This window comes from Fibrobacter sp., from assembly GCF_045112255.1.
Taxonomy (GTDB): Bacteria; Fibrobacterota; Fibrobacteria; order Fibrobacterales; family Fibrobacteraceae; genus Fibrobacter.
Genome location: NZ_JBGUHR010000137.1, coordinates 79,160 through 101,130, shown reverse-complemented (window position 1 = coordinate 101,130; position 21,971 = coordinate 79,160). Strand labels below are relative to the sequence as shown.

General features: G+C 45.8%; 20 protein-coding genes. 10 read left to right on the top strand and 10 right to left on the bottom strand.

Features of this window, described 5'->3' with window-relative positions:
• Window positions 1-4: 4 nt before the first annotated feature.
• The 8 genes from ACJMM9_RS17980 (at window position 5) to ACJMM9_RS17945 (ending at window position 10,664) form a co-directional block, all read left to right on the top strand.
• Complete coding sequence (locus tag ACJMM9_RS17980; RefSeq protein WP_405330139.1) at window positions 5-1,456, top strand: sugar transferase; 1,452 nt, start codon at window positions 5-7, stop codon at window positions 1,454-1,456.
• A gap of 88 nt (window positions 1,457-1,544) precedes the next feature.
• The gene (locus tag ACJMM9_RS17975) at window positions 1,545-2,723 is read left to right on the top strand and encodes a DNA cytosine methyltransferase (protein ID WP_405330136.1); all 1,179 of its coding nucleotides are present in this window, start codon (window positions 1,545-1,547) and stop codon (window positions 2,721-2,723) included.
• Window positions 2,720-3,589, top strand: coding sequence for a BsaWI family type II restriction enzyme (locus ACJMM9_RS17970; RefSeq protein WP_405330134.1), 870 nt, complete (start codon window positions 2,720-2,722; stop codon window positions 3,587-3,589). Before ACJMM9_RS17975 ends, ACJMM9_RS17970 begins: the two co-directional genes overlap by 4 nt.
• A 54-nt stretch (window positions 3,590-3,643) precedes the next feature.
• Window positions 3,644-4,507 carry a carboxylating nicotinate-nucleotide diphosphorylase gene (gene nadC / locus ACJMM9_RS17965; RefSeq protein ID WP_405330131.1) on the top strand — a complete coding sequence of 288 codons (864 nt, stop codon included), beginning with the start codon at window positions 3,644-3,646 and terminating at the stop codon, window positions 4,505-4,507.
• A 181-nt stretch (window positions 4,508-4,688) separates the two neighbouring features.
• Complete coding sequence (locus ACJMM9_RS17960; RefSeq protein WP_088639177.1) at window positions 4,689-5,624, top strand: UDP-glucuronic acid decarboxylase family protein; 936 nt, start codon at window positions 4,689-4,691, stop codon at window positions 5,622-5,624.
• Between the two features lie 108 nt (window positions 5,625-5,732).
• Window positions 5,733-7,280 (top strand): DUF3943 domain-containing protein, encoded by a 1,548-nt coding sequence (locus ACJMM9_RS17955; RefSeq protein ID WP_405330128.1) that lies wholly within the window; start codon window positions 5,733-5,735, stop codon window positions 7,278-7,280.
• A 64-nt stretch (window positions 7,281-7,344) separates the two neighbouring features.
• On the top strand, window positions 7,345-8,244 hold the full coding sequence (locus tag ACJMM9_RS17950) for a helix-turn-helix domain-containing protein (protein ID WP_173353304.1): 900 nt from the start codon (window positions 7,345-7,347) through the stop codon (window positions 8,242-8,244).
• A gap of 224 nt (window positions 8,245-8,468) precedes the next feature.
• On the top strand, window positions 8,469-10,664 hold the full coding sequence (locus tag ACJMM9_RS17945) for a toxin-antitoxin system YwqK family antitoxin (RefSeq protein ID WP_405330125.1): 2,196 nt from the start codon (window positions 8,469-8,471) through the stop codon (window positions 10,662-10,664).
• 20 nt (window positions 10,665-10,684) lie between these two features.
• On the opposite strand, the gene ACJMM9_RS17940 is transcribed toward ACJMM9_RS17945, so the two are convergent.
• From ACJMM9_RS17940 to ACJMM9_RS17925, 4 genes are all read right to left on the bottom strand, one after another.
• Window positions 10,685-11,371: a hypothetical protein gene (locus ACJMM9_RS17940; protein ID WP_405330122.1), complete on the bottom strand. Its 687-nt coding sequence runs from the start codon at window positions 11,369-11,371 to the stop codon at window positions 10,685-10,687.
• Window positions 11,372-11,385: 14 nt separating this feature from the next.
• Window positions 11,386-12,186 carry a TPM domain-containing protein gene (locus tag ACJMM9_RS17935; protein ID WP_405330119.1) on the bottom strand — a complete coding sequence of 267 codons (801 nt, stop codon included), beginning with the start codon at window positions 12,184-12,186 and terminating at the stop codon, window positions 11,386-11,388.
• A gap of 64 nt (window positions 12,187-12,250) precedes the next feature.
• Window positions 12,251-13,468, bottom strand: coding sequence for a hypothetical protein (locus tag ACJMM9_RS17930; protein WP_405330117.1), 1,218 nt, complete (start codon window positions 13,466-13,468; stop codon window positions 12,251-12,253).
• 2 nt (window positions 13,469-13,470) lie between these two features.
• Window positions 13,471-14,499, bottom strand: a complete 1,029-nt coding sequence (locus ACJMM9_RS17925) for a hypothetical protein (RefSeq protein ID WP_405330114.1) — start codon at window positions 14,497-14,499, stop codon at window positions 13,471-13,473.
• A 320-nt stretch (window positions 14,500-14,819) separates the two neighbouring features.
• Between ACJMM9_RS17925 and ACJMM9_RS17920 the strand changes: the two genes are divergently transcribed.
• Entirely contained in the window at window positions 14,820-15,392 is a 573-nt protein-coding gene (locus tag ACJMM9_RS17920; RefSeq protein WP_405330111.1) for an alpha/beta fold hydrolase, read from the top strand.
• Between the two features lie 97 nt (window positions 15,393-15,489).
• On the opposite strand, the gene lnt is transcribed toward ACJMM9_RS17920, so the two are convergent.
• The 3 genes from lnt to ACJMM9_RS17905 all read right to left on the bottom strand — a co-directional run bounded on the left by lnt (window position 15,490) and on the right by ACJMM9_RS17905 (window position 18,938).
• Window positions 15,490-17,421 (bottom strand): apolipoprotein N-acyltransferase, encoded by a 1,932-nt coding sequence (gene lnt / locus ACJMM9_RS17915; RefSeq protein ID WP_405330108.1) that lies wholly within the window; start codon window positions 17,419-17,421, stop codon window positions 15,490-15,492.
• An 86-nt stretch (window positions 17,422-17,507) separates the two neighbouring features.
• Window positions 17,508-18,194: a 16S rRNA (cytidine(1402)-2'-O)-methyltransferase gene (gene rsmI, locus ACJMM9_RS17910; protein WP_097020386.1), complete on the bottom strand. Its 687-nt coding sequence runs from the start codon at window positions 18,192-18,194 to the stop codon at window positions 17,508-17,510.
• 243 nt (window positions 18,195-18,437) lie between these two features.
• On the bottom strand, window positions 18,438-18,938 hold the full coding sequence (locus ACJMM9_RS17905) for a hypothetical protein (protein ID WP_405330104.1): 501 nt from the start codon (window positions 18,936-18,938) through the stop codon (window positions 18,438-18,440).
• A 118-nt stretch (window positions 18,939-19,056) separates the two neighbouring features.
• On the opposite strand from ACJMM9_RS17905, the gene ACJMM9_RS17900 reads away from it, so the two are divergent.
• Entirely contained in the window at window positions 19,057-19,776 is a 720-nt protein-coding gene (locus tag ACJMM9_RS17900) for a UDP-2,3-diacylglucosamine diphosphatase (RefSeq protein WP_405330101.1), read from the top strand.
• A gap of 18 nt (window positions 19,777-19,794) precedes the next feature.
• On the opposite strand, the gene ACJMM9_RS17895 is transcribed toward ACJMM9_RS17900, so the two are convergent.
• From ACJMM9_RS17895 to ACJMM9_RS17885, 3 genes are all read right to left on the bottom strand, one after another.
• On the bottom strand, window positions 19,795-20,226 hold the full coding sequence (locus tag ACJMM9_RS17895) for a hypothetical protein (RefSeq protein WP_088639187.1): 432 nt from the start codon (window positions 20,224-20,226) through the stop codon (window positions 19,795-19,797).
• A 31-nt stretch (window positions 20,227-20,257) separates the two neighbouring features.
• The gene (locus ACJMM9_RS17890) at window positions 20,258-20,995 is read right to left on the bottom strand and encodes a hypothetical protein (RefSeq protein WP_088639188.1); all 738 of its coding nucleotides are present in this window, start codon (window positions 20,993-20,995) and stop codon (window positions 20,258-20,260) included.
• A gap of 191 nt (window positions 20,996-21,186) precedes the next feature.
• Complete coding sequence (locus ACJMM9_RS17885; RefSeq protein ID WP_405330097.1) at window positions 21,187-21,963, bottom strand: alpha/beta hydrolase; 777 nt, start codon at window positions 21,961-21,963, stop codon at window positions 21,187-21,189.
• Between the last annotated feature and the right edge of the window lie 8 nt (window positions 21,964-21,971).

The window sequence follows — 21,971 nt, the reverse complement described above, 5'->3', positions numbered from 1 at the left end:
GTATATGATTCGCGCAACTACTTTGGAACGAATTCTGTTAATCCTATCGGATTTTGCCGCTTTGTCGATTTGTTTCGCCTTGGCGTTCTGGGTTCAGTTCCATAGTGGCTGGATTGTAGATAAGTTTGACCCGACCAAGACATTCGATAGCTATTGGCAGTTCGGACTCGTTTTGAATGTGGGCTGGCTTACTCTATTTGCCTTTGCCGGATTGTATCGTTCCTGGCTATTGTTATCAAGGACGCACCAGGTTTTACGAGTCCTCCGTGCCGTCGTAATCGGTGTGGTCCTGATTATTGTCTGTCTTTTCGGTGCTGAATTCATGGGGAAGGTCTTCACGAACCAACCGCTCAGCGAAGGCTATCTCTATGGATCTCGGTTCCCGTGGATTTTTATTTACGGCGGCCTTGCAATTTTGCTTGTGGGCCTGTTCCGTATGCTCATCTATATCTTCTTGCGGGCTTTGCTCCGTAAGGGCTATGGGGCAAACAACATTCTTGTGCTCGGCGCTACGGAAGCGGGTAAAAAGATTGCCCGAGACTTGGCGAAGACTCCGGCTCGTGGTCAGCGCGTTGTTGGCTTTGTCGATGAACGCTACCAGGTCTTGCCGAAAAAGTTTGCGAAAGTTCCGATTCTCGGCAAGTATTCCGATTTGCCGGCTCTCGTCAAGAAGTACAAGGTGAGCGGCATTATCATTGCGCACGAAAGTACGTCTCCGCAAGAGATTATGCGTGTGCTCGTCTGGATTTGCGAACTCCCTCTCCACATTTATATTGTTCCTGAACTTTATAGCGTCGTGAATGGACGCTTCAAGGCAAACCTTGTTTACGGTTTTGAATTGCAGGAACTTTTTGCGTTTACGATGCCGCCTTGGCAGGTGCGTGTCAAGCGCATTATTGATATTGCTTTTGGCTTGTTCCTCGGACTTTTGTCGCTCCCGGTCTGTTTGTTTGCTGCCATTGCGATTAAGCTCGATGACCATGGCCCTGTTTTCTATTCTCAGGAACGCATTGGCCTTTACGGCAAGCCGTTTACGGTTTACAAGTTCCGCACAATGCGTACCGATGCTGAAAAGTTCGGTGCCCAGTGGGCGACCAAGAAGGACCCGCGCATTACGCGAATCGGCCGCTTCTTGCGCAAAACCCGCATTGATGAACTTCCGCAGATTCTTTGTGTTTTGAAAGGCGACATGAGCATGGTGGGCCCGCGTCCGGAACGCGCCGTGTTTATCGGCAAGCTCCGTGAACAGATCCCGTTCTACATCAGCCGCCTCAAGATGAAACCGGGCCTCACTGGCTGGGCTCAGGTTTGCCACCATTATGATACGAGCATCGAAGATGTGCAGATCAAGCTCCAGTACGATATGTATTACTACGAGAACATGAGCCTGCTCTTGGACTTCCAGATTCTTGTACGAACAGTTTATGTTGTGCTAACTGGCAAGGGTGCGCAGTGATGAGGGTGTTTGGTAACAAGTGCTAGAATTTAAATCGCGTAACTTTTTTTGTTATTTTTTGACATTTAAGTAATTTATATTTGTGTTGATGAAAAAAATAACTCACATAGATTGTTTTGCTGGTCCCGGAGGTATTTGTACGGGGCTTCATGCGGCTGGTTTTGATACAAAAATTGCCATTGAGTATATTGGTAGTTGTGTAGAAACGTATAAAAAGAATCATCCTGAAGTCCACGTGATTCATTCCGATATTAGAAATGTATTACCTGAGGATATTCTTCCGTATATTCCCAAAGAAGGTATTGATTTGGTTACTTCGGGAATGCCATGTGAGACATTTTCAACAGCAGGAAATACATCCAGATCTTTTTATGATGATAGGCAGTTTTTGTTCCGTGAGGGAATTCGTATTGCGAAAATTGCAAATGCAAAAATGATTCTTTTTGAAAATGTCCCTGCAATAACGACGAAAACTGTTGCGAAAAATTCGGCTGAACTTATTGTAACTGTGTTAAAAAAAGAATTAAAAGATGCTGGATATGCGAACTTTATTGAAATTGTTTTAAGTGCAACTGATTTTGGAGTTCCTCAAAAACGTAATCGTTTTTTCATTCTTGCTAGTAGAAATGAAAATTGGAGATTGTCAGCTCCTTTGCCGACGACAAAAAATGTGGAAAATGTAAAAAATGCGTTGGCTGGATTGCCAAATGTAATTCCGAATAGTGGTGAAGAAGCTTCAAAATATTCGAAAAGTTCATCTAACTTTTCAAAATTGATGCAGGATGATTCCTTTTGGAATAGGCAAAATTTGCATACGGGTAAACTAACTTACCAAATGCCTATGAAGCATCGAGAATGTACTTTGGAACGCTTTTCCTTGTTGAAACAAGGGGAGAGTCTGAAAGACTTGTTTGATAGATATCAGGGAGCGGAACGAGAAAAATTGCAAAATAAGAGAGTCCTTCCCAAAAAAATGTTTATCAAAAGAAATTATAGGCTAAATCCTAGTGAGCCAGCTCCAACTGTTACAAGTCATTGTCTTGATGAATTTGTTCATCCTTATTTTGATAGGGCACTGACGGTGCGAGAGTGTGCTAGGTTGCAGTCGTTTCCGGATAGCTATGATTTTTGTGGCGGTCCTTATATCGTACCGCATATTAATAGAGATGTGCAAGATAAATATGAGCAGATTGGTGATGCCGTGCCTCCGCTTTTAGCGTATGCATGGGGTGTTGAAATAAGAAAAATTTTTGAGGAAAACTTATGAAAACCGAGATTATTGAATTTTGCCGCCATATTTATAATGTAACATACCAAGAGGAATATCAGTATTTTACAGAAAAAAATCAAAAACGGGTGACGGAAAGTCAAAAGAGCAATGCTGAAACTGCTGCTCAAAAGGAAGCCATCAAAAGAGCTATTGTTGAAGTTATAAGAAGATATCCGGATGAAGAGCCTGCTACATTGTGGAAAATTATTTATGCAACACATGTTCATCGGAAAAGCGGTATTGATGATACAGAGGTAATAGAAAAGGTTATTAGTGCTGATCAAAGTTGGAAAAAATCAAGTGGTCATGCATTTGAAGAGGTAATAAAGTATTTAGGAAATTTAGAGTTATCTGATTCTGGAATTGAAATAGTCCTACAGCGTGACTTGAATACAATGATTCAAGATGGAATTCTTGGAAATGAACCGCGAGATATTAGTTGGCTAAAGGAACAGATCAATGCTGCTATTTTTGATTTGTATGCGGTTGTAACAAATAAGAAAAATGGGAAAAAATATTGTTATGGATGTATTCAAAGCAAGACTAGTATTCGAGATCGTGTAACACGAGATAGAGAACCGTCTATTGCTGCAATGCAATCCTTTTTTTGGAGTTCTATTATAGTTCTTGATGGAGATTTTTTAAAAAACAAAAAATTTGTGAATATGGTGAATGGAGGTAGTACTGAACATCCTACAAATGGATGGCATGGAATGTATGTTTTTTCGGAAAAATATTCTATTGATAGAATTTATTCAACAGACTTGAGTCTGAAAAATTTTAAGAAGCATGCTGCTGAAGCTGCTGAGTATTGGCTTACTCAACGCCAATGGTTTAATAACGAATGGCGAGCCACAAACTAATTCCTCTTACTTCCAACTTTCTAAAACCTAAAACCTATAACTTATAATCTACCTATGTACGGCGATAATTCTACTCCAGTATTCCCAACCGAAGATGCTTTGACCATGATCCGCCTCGCTTTGGCGGAAGACGTTCGCACGGGCGATGTGACCAGCGAATGGACCATCCCAGCAGACCAGAAACAGCATGCCCGCCTCATTGCAAAAGAAGATGGTGTGCTCGCCGGCCTCCCGATTATCGAACTCGTGTTCCAGGAACTCAAGGCAAACGCCAAGGTGACGCTCCACAAGAAAGATGGTGACGTCGTGAAGAAGGGTGACCTGATTGCAGAACTCGACGGAACAACGCACGAACTTTTGACGGGCGAACGTACGCTCCTGAACTTTATCCAGCAGCTCTCCGGTGTGGCAACTGTTGCGCACACGTTCCAGGAAGCCTTGAAGGGCGGCAAGACGAAGGTGCTCGATACCCGCAAGACGATTCCGGGATTCCGCACGTTGCAGAAGTACGCCGTTCGCGTCGGTGGCGGTTCCAACCACCGCATGGGCCTCTTTGACATGGTACTCGTGAAGGACAACCACATTGCTGCTGCTGGTGGCGTGCTCGAAGCTCTTGAAGTCGTCAAGAAGAACAACAAGCAGGGCTTGATGGTCGAAATGGAAGTCGAAAACTTCGACCAGCTCCGCGCGCTCCTCAACAAGGGTGTCGATGTCATCATGCTCGACAACATGAGCAACGAAATGATGGCCGAGGCTTTGAAGATCATCAAGGAAAGCGGCGACAAGTGCCTTGTAGAAGGTTCTGGCAACATGACGCTCGAACGTGCGAAGCAGATTGCGATGCTCGGTCTCGACTTCATCTCTGTCGGTGCTCTCACGCACAGCGTCAAGGCCCTCGACATTTCGATGAGAATTTAATTCGAATATTGTCATGGCGGGCATTGCTCCGCCATCTAGCTGTTAAGCTTGATGCTGAATTGTCATGCCCGACTTGATCGGGCATCTCCTATTTATAAGTCTACTAAGCTCTAACTTCTAACTGCGGCAAAGTCGCTCCTTTACTATATTTCCACTATACAGACGCTTTATGGGAGTTTTTATGCGTTGTTTAGTTACTGGTGGTGCTGGATTCTTAGGAAGTCACCTTTGCGAAAGACTTTTGAATGACGGTCACGAAGTCATTTGCCTGGACAATTACTTCACAGGCCGTATGGCTAACGTTGCCCACCTGCGCGACAATCGCAATTTCGAACTTATCCGTCACGATGTGACTGAGCCGATTCTTCTGGAAGTGGACCGCATTTTCAACCTGGCCTGCCCGGCAAGCCCGATCCATTACCAGTTCAACCCGGTAAAGACCATCAAGACAAGCGTCATGGGCGCAATCAACATGCTCGGCCTTGCAAAGCGCGTCAAGGCCCGCATCTTGCAGGCTTCAACAAGTGAAGTCTACGGCGACCCGGCTGTGCATCCGCAGACCGAAGACTACTGGGGAAACGTGAACCCCATCGGCATCCGCAGCTGCTATGACGAAGGCAAGCGCGTCGCCGAAACGCTCTTCATGGATTACCACCGCCAGAACAAGGTTGATATCCGCATCGTCCGCATTTTCAATACGTACGGCCCGCGCATGCTCCCGAACGATGGCCGCGTCGTTTCGAACTTCATCGTCCAGGCGCTCAATGGCGAAGACATTACCATCTACGGTGATGGCAGCCAGACCCGCAGCTTCTGCTACGTGGACGACCTCATCGAAGGCTTTGTCCGCATGATGAACCAGGACAAGATTATTGGACCTGTCAACATCGGAAATCCTGGCGAATTCACGATGCTCGAACTTGCGAAGGAAGTGCTTGAACTCACGGGTTCCAAGAGCAAGATTGTCTACAAGCCGCTCCCGGGTGACGACCCCAAGATGCGCCGTCCGGACATCACGCTTGCGAAAAGCGCCCTCAAATGGGAACCGACAATTCCACTCCGCCAGGGACTCGAAAAGACAATCGTCTACTTCGATAACTTGCTCAAGACGAAGTAACCTTTTATCTTAAATATTTGTCATTCAATCTCTTAATTGGAGGAGTTGTCGAGACTCCTCTTTAAATTTTTGTCTCAAAGTTCTACCTTTTACGGCAAAGAGTGTGATATGTTGTATCGAAAATTATTGCCATTACTTTTATTTTTGTCGGTAAGTGTATTTGGTGAAGATATTTCCAAAGGCATGGTCCCTGATGTGACGAACCCTATTCCGCTGGGCGTTATACCCTTGTTTTCGGTTCAATCTCAGAAATTATCCGAAGATTCCATCAATGTCGAGTATTCCATTACAAATACGACATTTGAGGATACTCTTGATGTGGAGGCGTTGAACAAGCCCAAGGAGCTGTCTCCGTTTATTGTCTTGAGCGAAATTTTGGGATTTAACGTGTTTGTGTGGGCTTGGGACCGCTATGTCCTTGATAAGGATTATGCACGTACTGGCCCGAGTTTCTGGAAGCGCAATTTTAAGGAAGGGTGGGAATGGGATCACAATCATTGGGCCATCAATTTCTATGGTCATCCTTATCAGGGAGCGACTTATTACAACTTTGCTCGCGGTGCAGGGTATGGATTCTATGCAAGTCTTCTGTTTTCTGCAATTGGCAGTTACACGTGGGAAATGTTTGCTGAAACGGAATATCCGGCTCCGAACGATCTTATAGCGACATCTATTGGCGGAGCCGTTTATGGCGAAGTCCTTTACAGGCTTTCGCGAAAATTTTATGGGGTTGACGAATCTTCCTGGTATAAGCAAGTCGGTGCGTTTGGACTTGCCCATGCCGCTTATCTGCAAAGAAAGGTGTTTGGAAATCGCGATGGCATTACAGGAAACACTCCGATGGACTTGTCCTTATTCTTAGGAGCTGGTTCCCGTTTTGGAAATATCTACAGGTTTGGTGGCCGCAATGAGGATGATCTGGACCAGCGCTGGGATGATAAGCATATCATGTATGGTGGCGAAATTGAATATGGCAAACCATTCAGGAAGGTCAAACGTCCTTTTGATTATTTTACTTTATTTGCTATGGGCGAAGTAGGTCCCGATGGTACGCTTTTCCAGCTTGATGTGACTGGAAAACTTACAAACGTGGGGGTTCATGGTCGTGGACACTGGGTGGACTTTGCAACTTATCTCGACTATTGTACATTCTATGGCGACTTCGCAACGGTCGGCACAATTTCTATCGGAACGGGTATCGATTTTTCGCTCTGGCTTTTGCCATCGCTCCGCTTCCGCATGTACCACCAGATTTATTTTATATTGCTTGGAACGACGGACATGGGCTATGATGACTTGATCCAGGCTGTACATCCAGAATATGAGTCCGATATGGACAATTACCAGTACAACATGGGTGCAAAATATGTTTTAGGTGTTGAAGTGCAGGTCGGCAAAAAATTCCGTTTGAAAAATAAAATGATTATCGATGTCCTGCATACGATTCCTGGTTCGCTTCCGCACTATGGCGCTGATGGCTGGGATATGTTGCTGATGAATTACACCTCGGTTGAGTATGATCTGACGGATGTCTTTTCAGTAGGAGGCCGCCTGGATACTTATGCAAAGATTGCAGCATATTCCTCTGAGTTCTTTGAACCCATGAGCCGAGGCGTCTTTGCGTACACCATGTACTTCAGCTATAAACTATTTTAATGGAGTTATTAGTCCTTTTTTAATAATTGACATTCATTCTACTTTTTTCTATGATGTTCATATAATGAATGACATTCCTTTTCATAAAAATGCGAATATCCGCACGGCGGATTTTTCGATATTGAATTATTTACAGCAAGTAAATGTGTTGCCTGACAAGATTGCCATGTTTAGCAATCTCAAGGAATTCGGACTTGAAAATTATGTAAAAGTACAGGCGGCAGTGCTCCTCTTGGTGAAACGAGGATCTGTGGACGTTGAACTAGACCTTAAGACCTATCATCTTGAGGCGGGAGCCTTGTTTGTCGTTTTCCCAGAGCAGGTCTTGCGGGCCAAGAAAGCGTCAGAAGATTTTGATCCAATCTGTATCGCTTGCTCCAAGAATATGATTGATGAACTGATCATTCGTTTTGACGACAATACGCGCTTGATTTTAAGGTTCCGGGAAAATCCGCTTCAGCAACTGGATAAGGATGAGTTCGATCGCCTGAATACAAGCTTCGAATTCCTGAAGAAAAAGTTTGAAACGACTGAAAACAATTCATGCCGCTTGCAAGTCCTCAAGAATCATCTGATTGGCCTCTTGTATGAATGTATCGGCTTTGTCGAGGAACCGCTTACAACGGATGTGGTCAAGAGCCGTGGCCAGGTGCTATTCGCGCAGTTCATTGATCTCGTCGTCGAAAAGCATCGCGAACAGCATTCCGTGAAGTATTATGCCGATGAACTTGGCATTACGCCGAAGTACCTCTCTGCTGTTGCCGAAGAGCAGACGGGCAAGAATGCCAAGCGCTGGATTGACGAACATATCGCACTCGATGCAAAGGTGCTGTTGCGCTCGTCTTCTAGGGACATCCAGAAGGTCTCCAAGATTCTGAACTTCCCGGACGTCTCGTTCTTTGGCAAGTTCTTCAAGCGCCTCGTCGGAGTCTCGCCCAAAGCCTACCGCAAAACAACAGATTGATTTAGACGAAAGAACGCTCGCTCTGCTCGCTACAGACGAGAGACGAAAGAGTTTATTCTGTAAAATCAAAAATTTTATTATTCCCGGCCCCGCCCGGGAAATTCTTTTTTTTTACGATGATTTAACCGATTGCTAGTAATCAATCGGGAGCAGAAGTTGTAAATTATTTTAGAAGTGTCATCTTGAACGAAGCGTCAATGTTGCAACCACGGTCTTCCTCCGCAATGAAATCCAGAATCTGTTTCCCCATTGTAATTGTTGTTGTTGCATTCTTCCTTGCCGCCTGCAACGACGGTTTTGAAAAACGCGAAGAATATTACAGCAAAGGCAAGTTGAAATCTAGAACAACATACCGTAAAATAGAAGATACGGGACTTTTTGTAAAAGAAGGGGAATACACCTTCTGGTATCTGAACGGGACGAAGAAGGAAGAGGGGCTATATAAAGATGATAAGCGAGAAGGTGTCTGGAAAAACTGGTATGCAAATGGAGTGCTGGAATTTGAAGGCGCATATAAAGCAGGCAAAAAAGAGGGCGCCTGGAAAAGATGGAACGATGCGGGACTGCTGGAATCGGAAAAGTATTATGATGCCGATACGCTAAGCTATGTCTGGAAAGAATGGTTCGCAAATGGACAGCAGGCAACGGAAGGCGCTTATAATTCCGAAAAGAAAGACGGCATCTGGCGAACTTGGTACGAAAACGGTCAACAAAAAGAGTTGATCGATTACAGGAAAGGAAAAATCTTTGCCTATAAAAGCTGGTATCTAAATGGTAATCCTGAACGGGAAGAAATTTTCTCTGAAGGCAGGGATAGTCTTTGGCTCTTGCCGAAAAGAAATCGTCCGTTACATGGAGTTCTTCATCTTTTACTAAAAAGATCCTTAAGTGGTATAATGCATTTTACTGAGACGGGAGAAGTCGAACAAGATCTTGTCGGAGATGGTTCGGGAAAAGAGTGGTATGAGAATGGACAGCTAGAAAGAGAATCTTATTATAAATCGGGTAAGTATGATGGTGTCTGGAAAGTTTGGTACGAAAACGGGCAAATAAAGGAGGAAAAGCGTTACAAAGCCGGAGTAAAAGACGGCTTGTGGAAAACATGGTATGAGAATGGTCAAATAGAGGAGGAACTTTATTATAAATCGGGTGAAGCAGATGGTACATGGAAATTTTGGCATGAAAACGGACAATTGAAAAGAGAAAGTACTTATGAATCAGGAAATGAGGTCAGTGTTTGGAAAGAGTGGTATGAGAATGGACAGCTAGAAAGAGAATCTTATTATAAATCAGGTAAGCTTGATGGCAATAGCAAGGTTTGGTATAAGAACGGGCAAATAAAGGAGAAAAAACATTACAAAGCCGGAGCAGAAGACGGCTTGGGAAAAACTTGGTATGAGAATGGTCAACTGAAGGAAATGGGAAGATACAAGTCCAGTAAAGAAATAGGTGTCTGGAGAAAGTGGTTCGCCAATGGTCAGCTGAAAGAAGAAATTTGTTATAAACCGAGTGGGATTGATGGCGCTTGGAAGATGTGGTATGAGAATGGCCAGCTGAGGGAAAAAAGAATATACAGATTAGGAGAAGAAATAGGTGTCTGGAAAGAATGGTATGCAAATGGTCAATTGAAGGAAGAATCGAATTACAAATCTGGTCACCTTGATGGTGTTATGAAAGAGTGGCATGAGAATGGTCAATTGAAGAGAATGGGAAAATACAAGTCGAATAATCGTGTCGGAGTCTGGAAATTTTGGCATGCAAATGGGCAATTGAAAGAAGGAAATTATGAATCAGGGGGCAAGGTCGGTATTTGGAGAGAATGGCATGCAAATGGGCAATTGAAAGAAGAAGGAACTTATGAATCAGGAGACAAGGTCGGTATTTGGAAAGAATGGTACGAAAATGGTCAATTGAAAAATGAGGGAAATTTTGTATCTGACCGTAAAGACGGCATATGGAAAACTCGATATGAAAATGGATTGCTGAAAGTGGAAAAGTCCTATAAAGCGGGTCAAGGTGAGGGCGTGTGGAGGGGATGGTATAGCAATGGAAAACTGGTGTTTGAAGGGAATTACAAGTCTCACAAAAAGGATGGTGTGTGGAAAGTCTGGTATGCCGATGGCCAGTTGGGTTTTGAAGGCGCTTATAAATCGGGCAAACCGGATGGCGCTTGGAAGGAGTGGGATAAAAACGGATTGCTGAGAAGAAATGATTCTTGTAAAATGGATGTACATCTAACCGGCTGGAAAAAGTGGGATGAAGTCGGGAAGCCAGTCGCGATCGTATATAGAGCTAGCGAAAAGTCTGACGAAAAAACAAAAGAGCAAACCCAACCTGCTAATAGAAATGAAGCTTGGGATTGGTGGCTTAAAAACGGAGATGTCGTACTAGATTATTGGTATGAGCTGCCGAAAAAATAATTGACGGTTAGGTGAATGTTTTAAACTTTCATCGCATCGACTTGATTCACGATAGTCGTCACGGCTTCGATGTACTTGTTAATGTTTTCCACAATTACATCATTGTCCTTGGTCATGTTAGGAATGCGAACTCCTGGGAACATCTCGTAAACTTGTTCGTGATTTTCGGGATAATTGCCTGTTGCAAGGTAATAGACCCCGTAAAGCAAGGGAAGGAGCGTTATTGTTGAACGTACGTAAATCTCGTGCGGATTGCGGTATTCCTTGAGGTAAAGAAAAAATTGGCGCAAATGCACGAGCAACCCGCGCAGTTCGCGTTCACATTCCATACGCAGTTCCGCAAGATTTGGACTGAACTTTGCAAGCGGTGTTTCGCCACAAATCGTTACATTTCGGCTTTTGATATGCAAAAATTCCAGCGGGAACACATCTTGCGACGACTTGATTTCAAAACGTGAGAATATATGGTTGAACTCGATGTTCTCGCGCTTTGCCTTTGCCGTGAGCTTTTGTAACGGAAGCAAGTCCTCGATGGAATTGGACTTTAGAATGAAGCTGACGGTCCACGTGGATTCCAGCGAGGAGAATCCTTCCATCAGGCAGTTGCCGTGAATGAATGCCGATACGAGATTGTCGCCGAACGCTTCTTCAAAGAGCTTCGGCCATTCCGAATTTTGAAATTCTGCAACACTTAAAATCTTTCTCATAGGGTACCTCTAAATTACCAGCTTCCGCCGGAGCCGCCACCGCCAAAGTGGCCTCCACCAAATCCACCGCCGAAACCGCCTCCAAAGCCGCCTCCGCCAAATCCCCCGAATCCTCCGCCGAAACCGCCACGGTGGTGGCCACGACTGCTATTGCTAAGGGCGTTTCCGAGCAAGAACCAGAGGCATCCGTTTCCGCGTCCGCCGCCGTTCTTCGAAACGAGCAGGAACAGAATCACGAAAATAATGAGTGCGAGTCCGAACGGACTGCTTTCTTCTTCTTGCGGAAGCTGGTCTGTGTTGACCTCGATCGTAATGCCTTTTTCTTTAGCGACAACTTGAGCGATTTCCCAAGCCAATAGCATGACGCCTTGACCGTACTTTTCAACTCTGAATGCTGGCACAATCGTCTTTTGCTGGAGCCGTTCCACAAGCACATCGGGCAAGTAGCCTTCGGCGCCATAGCCGACTTCGACACTGCGCTTGTGCTGCTTCATCGCCGCAAAAATCAGGACGCCTTCGTTCGTCTTGCCGCCAACGCCCCAGCTTTCGGCTATGTTCAAGGCATAATCTCTAAAGTCCGCAAAACCGATGTCATGGATAAGCGCTACAGCAAGCCCAAAGCCTGCTTTCTTGTAAAGTTCTTCAGAAAGTGCGTTGATGAACTGAATTTCTTGTTTTGAAATCAAACGATCTTCATCGTAAACGTAACTGTTCTGCGGGCGCTTCGGGAGTCCCGCCTTGTTTACGCGAAAACCTGCCGCAACTGGGATTGCGAGCAACAGAATGAACAGTATTGATAAAACTCTTTTTCTCATAGAAAAAAGCCGCTAACCAGCGGCTTTGTAAAGATAAAAACAATTAGGCCCGAAGTTCTGCCAACTAATTCTTACAGAGCGGCAACAGCTGTTTCTGGAGCGGGCTAAAGTCCGTTTTCTTGATCGCGCTAATTGTGGCGTCGACTTCAGTCTTGCCGACTCCTTTGGAAGTCGTGAAGAAGTTTACCTTGTCACCTTTGATGGCTATGGAGAAATCGAAAGATGAAATGAATCCGAGCCTGCCTCTGAATGTGTTGTCAATTTCAACGCTGAGTTCCGGGACGTTTGCTTCTTCATCGGAGGTGACGAATATGGACTTCTTGGAAAGTGCATTTTCGAGAGCGTTGCAAGTGTTTGCAATCATGTCGCATTCAAGCTTGATTTCACAACGAGAAAGCTTCACGCGGTATGGAACTTCAAGAGCGTTCCTCAATCCTGTTTTTTTCAGAAGCTCTAAAGGAAGATTGGGTTCCACGGTGATTACATAGGGACCTTTTTCGTAATTCACGTTGCGGAGCTTGAATGTTGCAATGCCGTTTTTCTGTGTGCGGCGTTCAGAGAGAGTCTTGCTCTGGCGGGCAACTAACGGGAAGCTAGGTACAGGGCCGATGGAATCCTTGACAATCACATTCCAGGACGGCATTTCTGCACGAGTCAATTCAAAATTGGGTTCAGTTGTAGTCGTGATTGTTAGGCTAGAGAGCTTTTCGATGAGGACTTTCTCGATTTCCGGGAGACCGTGCTGTAAGCGGTGGCTATCATTGAGCGGATAGACATCGGCAAGCTGCAGTAAGTAGAAGTTGTATTCGTTGACTTTGTCTTCTGCGGTTTCAAGGTCGTTGGCCGCATTGACGTAAACGCGTGTATCGATTGCTTTTCTTGCAGATTTTTCGAGCTTTGCAATTTCTTGCTGTAGCGTTTTCAAACGGAATTGGAGGCTTGCTGTGAACTCGTCCATATCAAGAGTCGCAGTTGCCTTGAATCCCTTATCGGCTTTGACCGGAGTGACTTTGACGCCCTTGAGAACGACATTGCTTTTCACGTTGTTCTTTGCGCGGTAAGTTTCACCAAGAACACTTTTCCCGTTGGTGATGTCTTCGTACTTGGTTTGCGTCTGTGTTGCTGAAACCTGGGATTTAACTTGTTTTGCAACACCTGCAATAGCCGCGTTGTTCGCTTCTTCTTGTGAAACTTTCGACGTTGCCGTATAGGTGACGATTTTCCCTGCCATTGCTGGAACTATAGCGAGGCAAGCGCAAAGGATAAGGGATTTTATATTCATTGCTAATTCAGCTCCATCAAAATCAGCTTACGTGTGATGTTGATTTTCTTTGTCTCGGCGATTGGCTTGAAAATCTGTCTGATCTTCGAGTAAACTTCCTGGGAATCCCTGTACTTTATGGGATTGGCATAGATGACAAAGTCCAGTGTCTTTGCAGTCATGACATTGACCTTCACGGAACTAAAGTTTCCTTTGAGGCCCTTCATGATGGCATCGTGCAAATCTTCGGTCTGGCTGTCGGAGTATTCGCCTTTGATATTTGCTACAACTTTATACTGGGTGCCCTTGGCAAGATCCATTTTCCAGTAGTTGAGGATCTTTTGTTCCAGTCCTGGCATTGCCTTGCGGACCGCTGCGCCGATGTTTGAATTGATGTTGATCTTGGAAGTGTGTCCATTGTTGCGAACGACAGCGGACTGTGAACCGAGGAGACGGGCGGTCGAGGTCTCGTATGCAGAAACTTCAACGGAAACTTCTTCGTTTGTAACTTCTGGAGCGTACTTGATATAGATGTCGGCATCAAGAGCGACGCTTGCAAGGTAAGACAAGTCGTCTTCGGTATTGGCGATGTCGCTTTGCATCTGGAGGATGCTGCTCAATTCGGACTGGCCGTCGATGGACTTGACCTCGTAGTTCTTCTTGGTGAGGAACCCGTTGATGGCTTCTGCTGTTGTGCGGGAGTACGGGCTTTCAGCGGACATGTCCGGAACGCCATCCTTCATGGTTAAGACTGGAGAAACCATGATGACGGGCTGGGATGCACCTTGTACGGCATCCTGGTTGATATACGTTTCGGCTGCCGCAGCCGTTGCTGCGACCTTCTTGGATGCTGTGTTGATCCCAGATTTGGTGCTACTTCCGGCTGTGGAACCATAGCCGTTTAATTCGTCGTAGGCACTTTCTGCTCTTTGACGTGTAGCCGCGTTCTTTTGACGTGCATCAGAATCGCCGCGCTTTACAGCGTGCGGTGCGGAACAGGCTGTTTCGGCCAGAAGAAGTGCTAAGCAGAGAGATGGAATCAAGTGTCTCATATTACAAAATCTCTTTTTAAAGAGTTTCCTACATTTTTTATACAGATAATATACAATGTTTTGCCTTCGAAAGTAAACAAATAATACGAATTGTAAAATACTTTTTTTAAGAGTTGCTATCAAAGGGAAAATTGGATATATATACCATTAGAGCTACGTTTGTTAAAAAAGTTTCGTTGATATTGGGAAATTTGTTAACAATTATGTAGTTTGGAGAGTGTTAGGTAGATTCTTCACTTAAAGTGAGGTTGAAAATGAGCGAAAAATGGATCTGGCTGCCAGATTGGGCTTCAAATTTGGGTGTTTGGGAGGATGATCTGATGGACGTCGCTCCTTCAGCAAACCATAATTATGTGGCTTATAGCTTGATGGCGGATTTTCTGGAAAAGCCGGAGAATATTCCTGATTTCAAGAAATGCTCAACGGTTGTGGCCTGGGGACTCGGTGCATTATCGCTGATGTGCTCTACGGAAGGGCCTCAAAAGGGGCAAAAGTGGATATTGCTTTCGCCTTATGCAGATTTTTGTGATGAAATCGGTAACTGGACTGTGCCGAACTTGCATTTTATGGCTCACCAGCTGGAAACCACTACTGAACCTGCGCTCAAAGCGTTCATGGAACTGTTTGAAGATGATTTTGGCGACTGGCAGGACGACTGGTTCAATGAAGCCAAAAAGTATGATGCGGAATCTCTAGCTAAGGGACTAATGTACTTGGCGTCGCATCGCGTAGAATCTGTAATCCCGAACAGTGAGAATATTCAGGTGCTTTATGGACGACTGGATGCGACGGTTCAGCCGGAATGGACGCTGAAACTCAAGGAGTTTTTGCCCAAAGCTGAATTTAGGGAACGCCCCAAAGCAGGCCACTGGCCACCGATGCTGTTGCTTTAAGCAAGTAGACTGTGGTTTGTAGGCAGTTGACAGTAATAGCTAGGCGGCTTCGCCGCGATTATAAAAACTTCCTACTTCCTACCGACTACTTCACTAATCACTTCTTGATTTTTTTCAACTTTCCAAGCGCAAACAGTGCTACAAGGTAAATCGCAAAGAACCAGAGCAAGAACTTTTCAAAGAATTCACCGACAGATGTGTAGATGGTGCTCCTCGTCTTGAGGGGCATTTTTCTTTGTATGACTCGAGTTTCAAAGATGCCTGTGTTCTGGTCATAATGGCCGTACTGGTCGATGAATGCAGAGACGCCACTGTTTGCAAGGCGAGCGACCGGGTAGCCGTAAGTTACGGCGAGGTGGCGTACGATGTTCAGGTGCTGGAAAGGCGCTGTGCTGCGGCCGAACCAACCGTCGTTCGTGATGTTTACCATCAGGCGGGAACCGGCCTGGATTGCTTCCCGGATGAGATCTCCGAAAATCGCGTCGTAGCAGATGTAAGGAGTCCAGTTGTATGGGCCGTAAACAGGAGTTTCCTTTCCGGGAACGAAGTCGCCTTCGCCAAGATCGACATAGTTTAAAATGGGGAAAACGTCATCGAAAGGAATGCGTTCGCTAAAAGGAACGAGATGTTTTTTGATGTATCGCTTGGGAAAATCATTGTCGCCTGGCGTAAACAGGAATGATGCGTTGTAGATCTCGAAGCGACGCGGGTTGTTCATGTCGTTTGAAATACGCTTGTAGTCCAGCGCTCCGGTCAGGATGCTTGCGTTTCTCATGTCTGCCATTTGGTGCAAACGTCTGAGAATGATCGGCTGCCTACGGATGTGGTCTGGGATTGCGGTCTCAGCGAGGAGGATTATGTTGGTGCCTGGTTGAGCGCTGTCCAGCGCCATGTTAAACGTTTTGGTGATTATGGAATCAAAGCGGGTTTTGCTCCACTTGACGCCTTGCGTAATGCTTGGCTGCACCATGGCGATTGACGGATTTTCAGGAGCGTTGGCGTTATAGTACGGGGCTGCTTCTGGTGCTGAAAGTATGCAAAATCCGTGAATCAAAAGAGTCAGGAAAATCACGAAAGGAATGGCGAAGATCGCAATTTTTTTGCGGCCTTTCTGCAAGAATGCGTAAGCGACAGCTTGGTTCGAGGCGACAATCAGGATTGTGTAGCCGAATACGCCGATGATGGAAAGAGACTGAATCAGTTCGAGGTGGTTACCGAATGTGTAGCCGAGATGGCTCCACGGGAACGCGAAGTCACCTGTTGTGCGCACTATTTCAATTCCCGCAAAGAAAATGGGGAAGAAGATAAGCAGGTAAGCTTTGCCCTTGATCTTTAAATTCTTGGCGGTGGAATAAGCAAATGCGGCGAGGACATTGAACAAGCTGAGGTATGCGATGAGGAGGATGAGACCGAGGAATATGAGTCCCGAAGGGGCTGTCTCTACGTTCATCACATTGCGGATCCAGTAGTAATTGATGGTGTTGTAGACCATGCTTGCCCAGAATGTGGCAAAGACTGCTGTCTCGCGGTTGTACTTGTTAAGCATGATGAACCACGGCACAAGCAAGATGAGTATCGCCGGGCCAAGCGGCAGAGGCGGGAATGCGAATGCGACGAAACCCCACGAAATTGTGGCGAGTGCAAGTGCGATACGGGCGTCTTTTTGCTTAAAGAGCTTCACGTTCCAGCGGAAGAACAATGCAAACCAGTAAAGCATCATCGGGATGAATGTCGTTACAATCTGGAAAAGCCCGGCATGGCTGCGCGTGAGGTAATCCAAGGCCAGGAACGTAAAGACGATGATGCCATATGTATTCATGAACCGCGCGAAGGGGCGGCGGGCGTTTTTGAAGAACAGGAACGGGAGGGCTGCAACGATAGGCAACAGCTGCGGAAGCTGCGTGTAAAGCCCCGGCGTGTCCGGGCGCAACAGGAACAGTACGAGTTCAACGGCAACAAGTACCGCGACGTAAACCTTGTACGCCCGCGGAAGTGCTTTAAGCTTATTTAGTAATTGGTCAATAGTCATTGGTTTGAGTAGGAAGTAGGCGGTAGGCAGTAGGAAGTGTTTGGTGCATGTCATCCCGTGCTTGTCACGGGATCGCCTTTCTCGAATTACAATCCGCTTTTGTCTTGGGGATTGAACACGAGTACGAATTCGCCTTTGGGCGGGTGCGCTTTGAAGTGTGCGGAAATCTCCGTTGGCGTTCCGATCAGGTGTTCCTCGAACTTCTTGGTAAGTTCGCGCATCAATGCAATCTTGATATCTCCAAAGACAAGCTTGATCTCTTCGACGAACTTGTCGATGTTGTGCGGGCTAGCGTAGAAAATCTGTGTTGCTTCTTCGTCTTTCAGCTTCTCGAGCAAGTGGATGCGCTGGGCGCTCTTCTTGGGAGAGAAATACTGGAACGTAAAGTGGTCGGTTGGCATGCCGCACGAGACGAGTGCGGTAATCATCGCGCACGGTCCCGGGATGGCACGGACGTCAATGCCTTCGCGGACGCATTCGCGCACGAGGTTGAATGCCGGGTCTGCAACGCCGGGCGTTCCCGCATCGCTAACGAGTGCGATGTCGCCGGTATTCTTCAAGAAGTCGACGTACTTGGGCGTGACCTTTTCTTTGTTGAAGTCATGGTAGGCTTCCATGGGCGTCGTGATGCCGTAATTGTCAAAGAGAATTCTCGAATGGCGGGTGTCTTCGGCAAGAACGAGGGGAACTTCTTTAAGAATGCGCACAGCGCGGTAGGTGATGTCTTCCATGTTCCCGATGGGAGTTGCTACGATGTATAAAGTGTATGACATGATATAAAAATAGATTTTAGACGAGAGACTTGAGACGAGAGACGAGAGAAAACTCGTGATTAGTGGTTAGTAAGTAGTAAGAAGTAGGAAGAATGAATCATCCTCCGCTAGGAGGATCCGTCCAGTAAAATTATTCGCTAGAAATAACTGGATTCCTCGTCCTCACGGACTCGGAATGACGTTTGCCAACTGCGCCGCCGAATTAAAAAATTAATTCCAACTTCCTAATTCCTACTTCCGAATTTAATAGTCGCTTGCGCTGTTTAAATCGGTGAGCCTGTTTGCGTTGAGTTCGAATGCCAAGCGCTGTACGAGCTTGCGGTGCATTTCATTGGAAGCCTTGTTTACGAGGTCTGCGCGCATGCGCCCGTAAAGGATTGCTTTAACGTCTTGCTGCTCAATGAATTCCACATGGCGCACAAGTGTTCCGTTGCAGAAAATTCTTGCCGAAAGAGCGTAAGTCCATGATTCGTTGACTGGGAGAATCGGCCATAGCGGAATGAGAACGCCGATATTCCAAGCTGAGTTCGGCTCGTTTTGCAGGACTGTCGCCTTGATGGTCGCTTCTCCGCGGCAGGCTTCGCGTGGAAAATCTGTAGCGCTTGCAGCTTCCGTGTAGGCTCGCAGCAAATCTTGTGATAGCTCAAGAGAATCACTGCCATAAATGAACGGTATATTTCCGAAAAAACTGTGTTTTTCGGTTGTCAGGGGGATCCCTTCGAGGTTTCCCTGCGTAAGTTTCATGGAGCATCCGGAGAAAAATGCTGCTAAAGCGACGGCTAAACATGAAAAATTGACGATGGAACGCATGTCTCAAAGATATAAAAAAACGAACGTCATCGATTTTATTTAGATTGTGCCTATGGAATTGCCTGCTTATTTTATTAGTGACGCCCATTTAGGAATCGACCCGCCGGGTGCGGTCCCCGACAGGGAGCAAATGTTTGTACAGCTTCTTTCTTCGTGGAAGGGCAAGGCCAGTCATGTCGTCGTGGTTGGCGATCTTTTTGAATTCTGGTACGAGTACAACTATTATATAGCGTCGGCACATTTCAATTTATACCGCGCCTTTGCAGAACTTGTAGAATCTGGTGTAGAGGTCCACGTCCTGCAAGGGAACCATGATTTTGCCTATGGAGACTTTTTCCCGAAACATCTGGGTGTTCCTGTCCATAAATCCTTGATTCTCGAAATTCAGGGTAAGCGCGTGTTTTTTACACATGGCGATGGCGTTCCCAAGTCTGATTCCGGTTATCGATTAATGCGCAAAATTCTGGATTTACCGTTAAATAGGTTCCTATTTAAGCAGATTCATCCAGACTGGGGAATGGGGATTGCCCGTTTTGTCGGGCGCAACAGCCGTAAATGTGGCGAACATCGTGTCGTTCGGATTGATGAATATCTAGAATGGGGCGACCGCATGCTGAAGAAGGAACATTGTGATTACTGCATTCACGGACATCACCACCATGCGGGAATCTGGAATACGCCCAATGGCGTAGTCGCTTCTCCCGGAGAGTTTATAAAAAATCCCGCCATCCTCTGTATGGAGAATGGCGGGCTGAAACTTGTTTCGCTTTAGTCGAAGACTGGTAGAAATCTATTTCTCAAGGTCTTCAGCGTGTTTTTCTGATGATTTGACCAGTTTCTTGCTTGAGTTTGTACCCCAGAGCTTAGCAACTAGATCCACGCTGGCGAACTTTTGCCAATATTCTTCTACCCAACACCAATGGTGAACAACGCCTTTTTCGTCGGTAATCGTCCAATTTTTCTTTACAGAGAACGTCATTGTCTGAGGTTGCTGTGTATAGAATGGATCGGACGACGGTTCCGGATCGATTGTTATTGTCCACTCCCGGTCTACGGTGCGCTTATATATACCGATATTAAACGCTAAGAGCAGGATTAAGGTGATGATGCTCCACTTATAGTTCTTTTTCGTCAGCAGATATATTAAAAGGAGAACCAGTAATATACATAGAGCTGCGAAATTGTAGTGAGTCGGATAAAATACTTTGAGAACCTCAATCATTTTATCACCTCTCTTTGGGAACTAAAGGGAATTACTTCTTCTTTGCTGCCTTCTGCTGAGCGACGAGGGCTGCGACGCTGAACGTGAGGACGTTCTTGTCGACCTGGCTTTCAGTACGGAAGCTCTTGAGCGGAAGTGCGATGCCGTGAGAGGAAAGCGTACCCATGAACGATGCATTGGCATGGCTTGCGATTGTACGGACGTTGATGAAGCCCTTGTTCTTGCTGAAGGTCAGCTTAAAGGTCTTCTTGGCTGCATCATATTCTGCAACCATCGTCTTGTTTTCCTTAGTATTCAGAGCATTTTTGGTGTTGTGGTCAAAAATGATGGTACCACGGGTGTCGATGGAAAGCATGGTCTTGTTGCCCACAGCGTTACGGCATGCGAGAGTCGTCCATTCGCCCTTCTTCTTGGAACCCTTTGCAGTGAAGACATACTTGTTGCCTTCCTTGACCAAAGTGTAAGCACCGGTTGCTACCTGAAGACCGATGGCATTGAATGCGCCCTTGAAGTAAAGGAACTTAGACTTGGAACCGATGATTCCGTTAATGAAGCGGAAAGATGTGGACTTCGGGGTCTTGATCGGCGTGATTGCAATGCGCTTGCCTGCCGGATCGACTTCGACGTCTACATAAGGACCGACATCGACTGTTCTGCCATCTTCAGTCTTGGTCTGAGTGGCAAGCTTGTCGAGCTTGAGGGCCTTGACAGCTTCTTCCGGGAATCTGATGAAGCCGCGAACATCCATTTTAACGATTACGTTTTCCATTTACACCTCTTTTGTTTGTTTTTTGTTTTGATTGACGATAAAATAAAAATTTATAGTCCAAATGTCAAAGATTTTCACGAAAAAAGCATGTACAAAGGATAAAAATAGCTTTTTCGTAACCAATAACATCTGTTGTATAAAAAATAATAATAAAAAAGTAAAATGTTGCAACAAATGAAAAAATTTTTTCTTTATTTGCGGATTATCACGTTTAGTATGGCTTCTGACAGGGTTTGAGAGCCTCGCTTTGATAAGTTAATGTCCTCAAATGACAGCTTGAATGTATTAGTTCGCTCGTTAAAACGGGCCCTGTCTGACAGAATTACTACGTTATTGGAGGTGGAAATGTCCTTTTTTTCGATCTTTACGTCAGCACGGACAAGAAATTTTGGGTAAAGGAGGCGATATTTGTCGGAAATTGCATCGGCAATACTCCAAATTGGATCAATTAGAAGGATGTTGTTTTCCTTTTTGACCATTTTTGTCGCTAAAATGGCTCCTGTCCCGCGTCCAGCAACGATTTTTGGTGATCTTCCGTTTATCTGTGTTGCGCATTCGTGAATCATCTGTGCGTCGGATACGAATGTTTCTTCTGAAGGTGTGCCTTTGTTTTCTCCGCTTCCACGGTAATTGAATGTCGCTGCGGCATAGCCGGGGAGGCTGTCAAGTTCGGCGAGGAACTGTGCTGCGTCTTCATCGGCGTCGGGATAATAAAGGAGGACGTCGTTCTGTTCGTTTCCGACAATGAAGCCTTCAAGAACAGTGCCGTCATCGAGTGTGCAATTGATGTTTTTTGCCTTGTCTGCGATAGCGGTTCGAGCTTCGTTGTGGGTGATTGCGCGCGGGAATGCGTTCCTGCGCTCGGTAAGCGCCAGGTAAAAGATCATGCTTACATATATAATAAGGAGGATGCCAGTAAGGCGGAGGATGCGGCTGAGCGTTCCCAGGGCGAGTTCTTTTATTTTCATAAAAAGTC

Bases quoted from the DNA above. Each gene is read 5' to 3' on its own strand.
- ACJMM9_RS17980 (WP_405330139.1), top strand. From the start codon at position 5: ATGATTCGCGCAACTACTTTGGAACGAATTCTGTTAATCCTATCGGAT.
- ACJMM9_RS17975 (WP_405330136.1), top strand. From the start codon at position 1,545: ATGAAAAAAATAACTCACATAGATTGTTTTGCTGGTCCCGGAGGTATT.
- ACJMM9_RS17970 (WP_405330134.1), top strand. From the start codon at position 2,720: ATGAAAACCGAGATTATTGAATTTTGCCGCCATATTTATAATGTAACA.
- nadC (WP_405330131.1), top strand. From the start codon at position 3,644: ATGTACGGCGATAATTCTACTCCAGTATTCCCAACCGAAGATGCTTTG.
- ACJMM9_RS17960 (WP_088639177.1), top strand. From the start codon at position 4,689: ATGCGTTGTTTAGTTACTGGTGGTGCTGGATTCTTAGGAAGTCACCTT.
- ACJMM9_RS17955 (WP_405330128.1), top strand. From the start codon at position 5,733: ATGTTGTATCGAAAATTATTGCCATTACTTTTATTTTTGTCGGTAAGT.
- ACJMM9_RS17950 (WP_173353304.1), top strand. From the start codon at position 7,345: ATGAATGACATTCCTTTTCATAAAAATGCGAATATCCGCACGGCGGAT.
- ACJMM9_RS17945 (WP_405330125.1), top strand. From the start codon at position 8,469: ATGAAATCCAGAATCTGTTTCCCCATTGTAATTGTTGTTGTTGCATTC.
- ACJMM9_RS17940 (WP_405330122.1), bottom strand. From the start codon at position 11,371: ATGAGAAAGATTTTAAGTGTTGCAGAATTTCAAAATTCGGAATGGCCG.
- ACJMM9_RS17935 (WP_405330119.1), bottom strand. From the start codon at position 12,186: ATGAGAAAAAGAGTTTTATCAATACTGTTCATTCTGTTGCTCGCAATC.
- ACJMM9_RS17930 (WP_405330117.1), bottom strand. From the start codon at position 13,468: ATGAATATAAAATCCCTTATCCTTTGCGCTTGCCTCGCTATAGTTCCA.
- ACJMM9_RS17925 (WP_405330114.1), bottom strand. From the start codon at position 14,499: ATGAGACACTTGATTCCATCTCTCTGCTTAGCACTTCTTCTGGCCGAA.
- ACJMM9_RS17920 (WP_405330111.1), top strand. From the start codon at position 14,820: ATGGACGTCGCTCCTTCAGCAAACCATAATTATGTGGCTTATAGCTTG.
- lnt (WP_405330108.1), bottom strand. From the start codon at position 17,421: ATGACTATTGACCAATTACTAAATAAGCTTAAAGCACTTCCGCGGGCG.
- rsmI (WP_097020386.1), bottom strand. From the start codon at position 18,194: ATGTCATACACTTTATACATCGTAGCAACTCCCATCGGGAACATGGAA.
- ACJMM9_RS17905 (WP_405330104.1), bottom strand. From the start codon at position 18,938: ATGAAACTTACGCAGGGAAACCTCGAAGGGATCCCCCTGACAACCGAA.
- ACJMM9_RS17900 (WP_405330101.1), top strand. From the start codon at position 19,057: ATGGAATTGCCTGCTTATTTTATTAGTGACGCCCATTTAGGAATCGAC.
- ACJMM9_RS17895 (WP_088639187.1), bottom strand. From the start codon at position 20,226: ATGATTGAGGTTCTCAAAGTATTTTATCCGACTCACTACAATTTCGCA.
- ACJMM9_RS17890 (WP_088639188.1), bottom strand. From the start codon at position 20,995: ATGGAAAACGTAATCGTTAAAATGGATGTTCGCGGCTTCATCAGATTC.
- ACJMM9_RS17885 (WP_405330097.1), bottom strand. From the start codon at position 21,963: ATGAAAATAAAAGAACTCGCCCTGGGAACGCTCAGCCGCATCCTCCGC.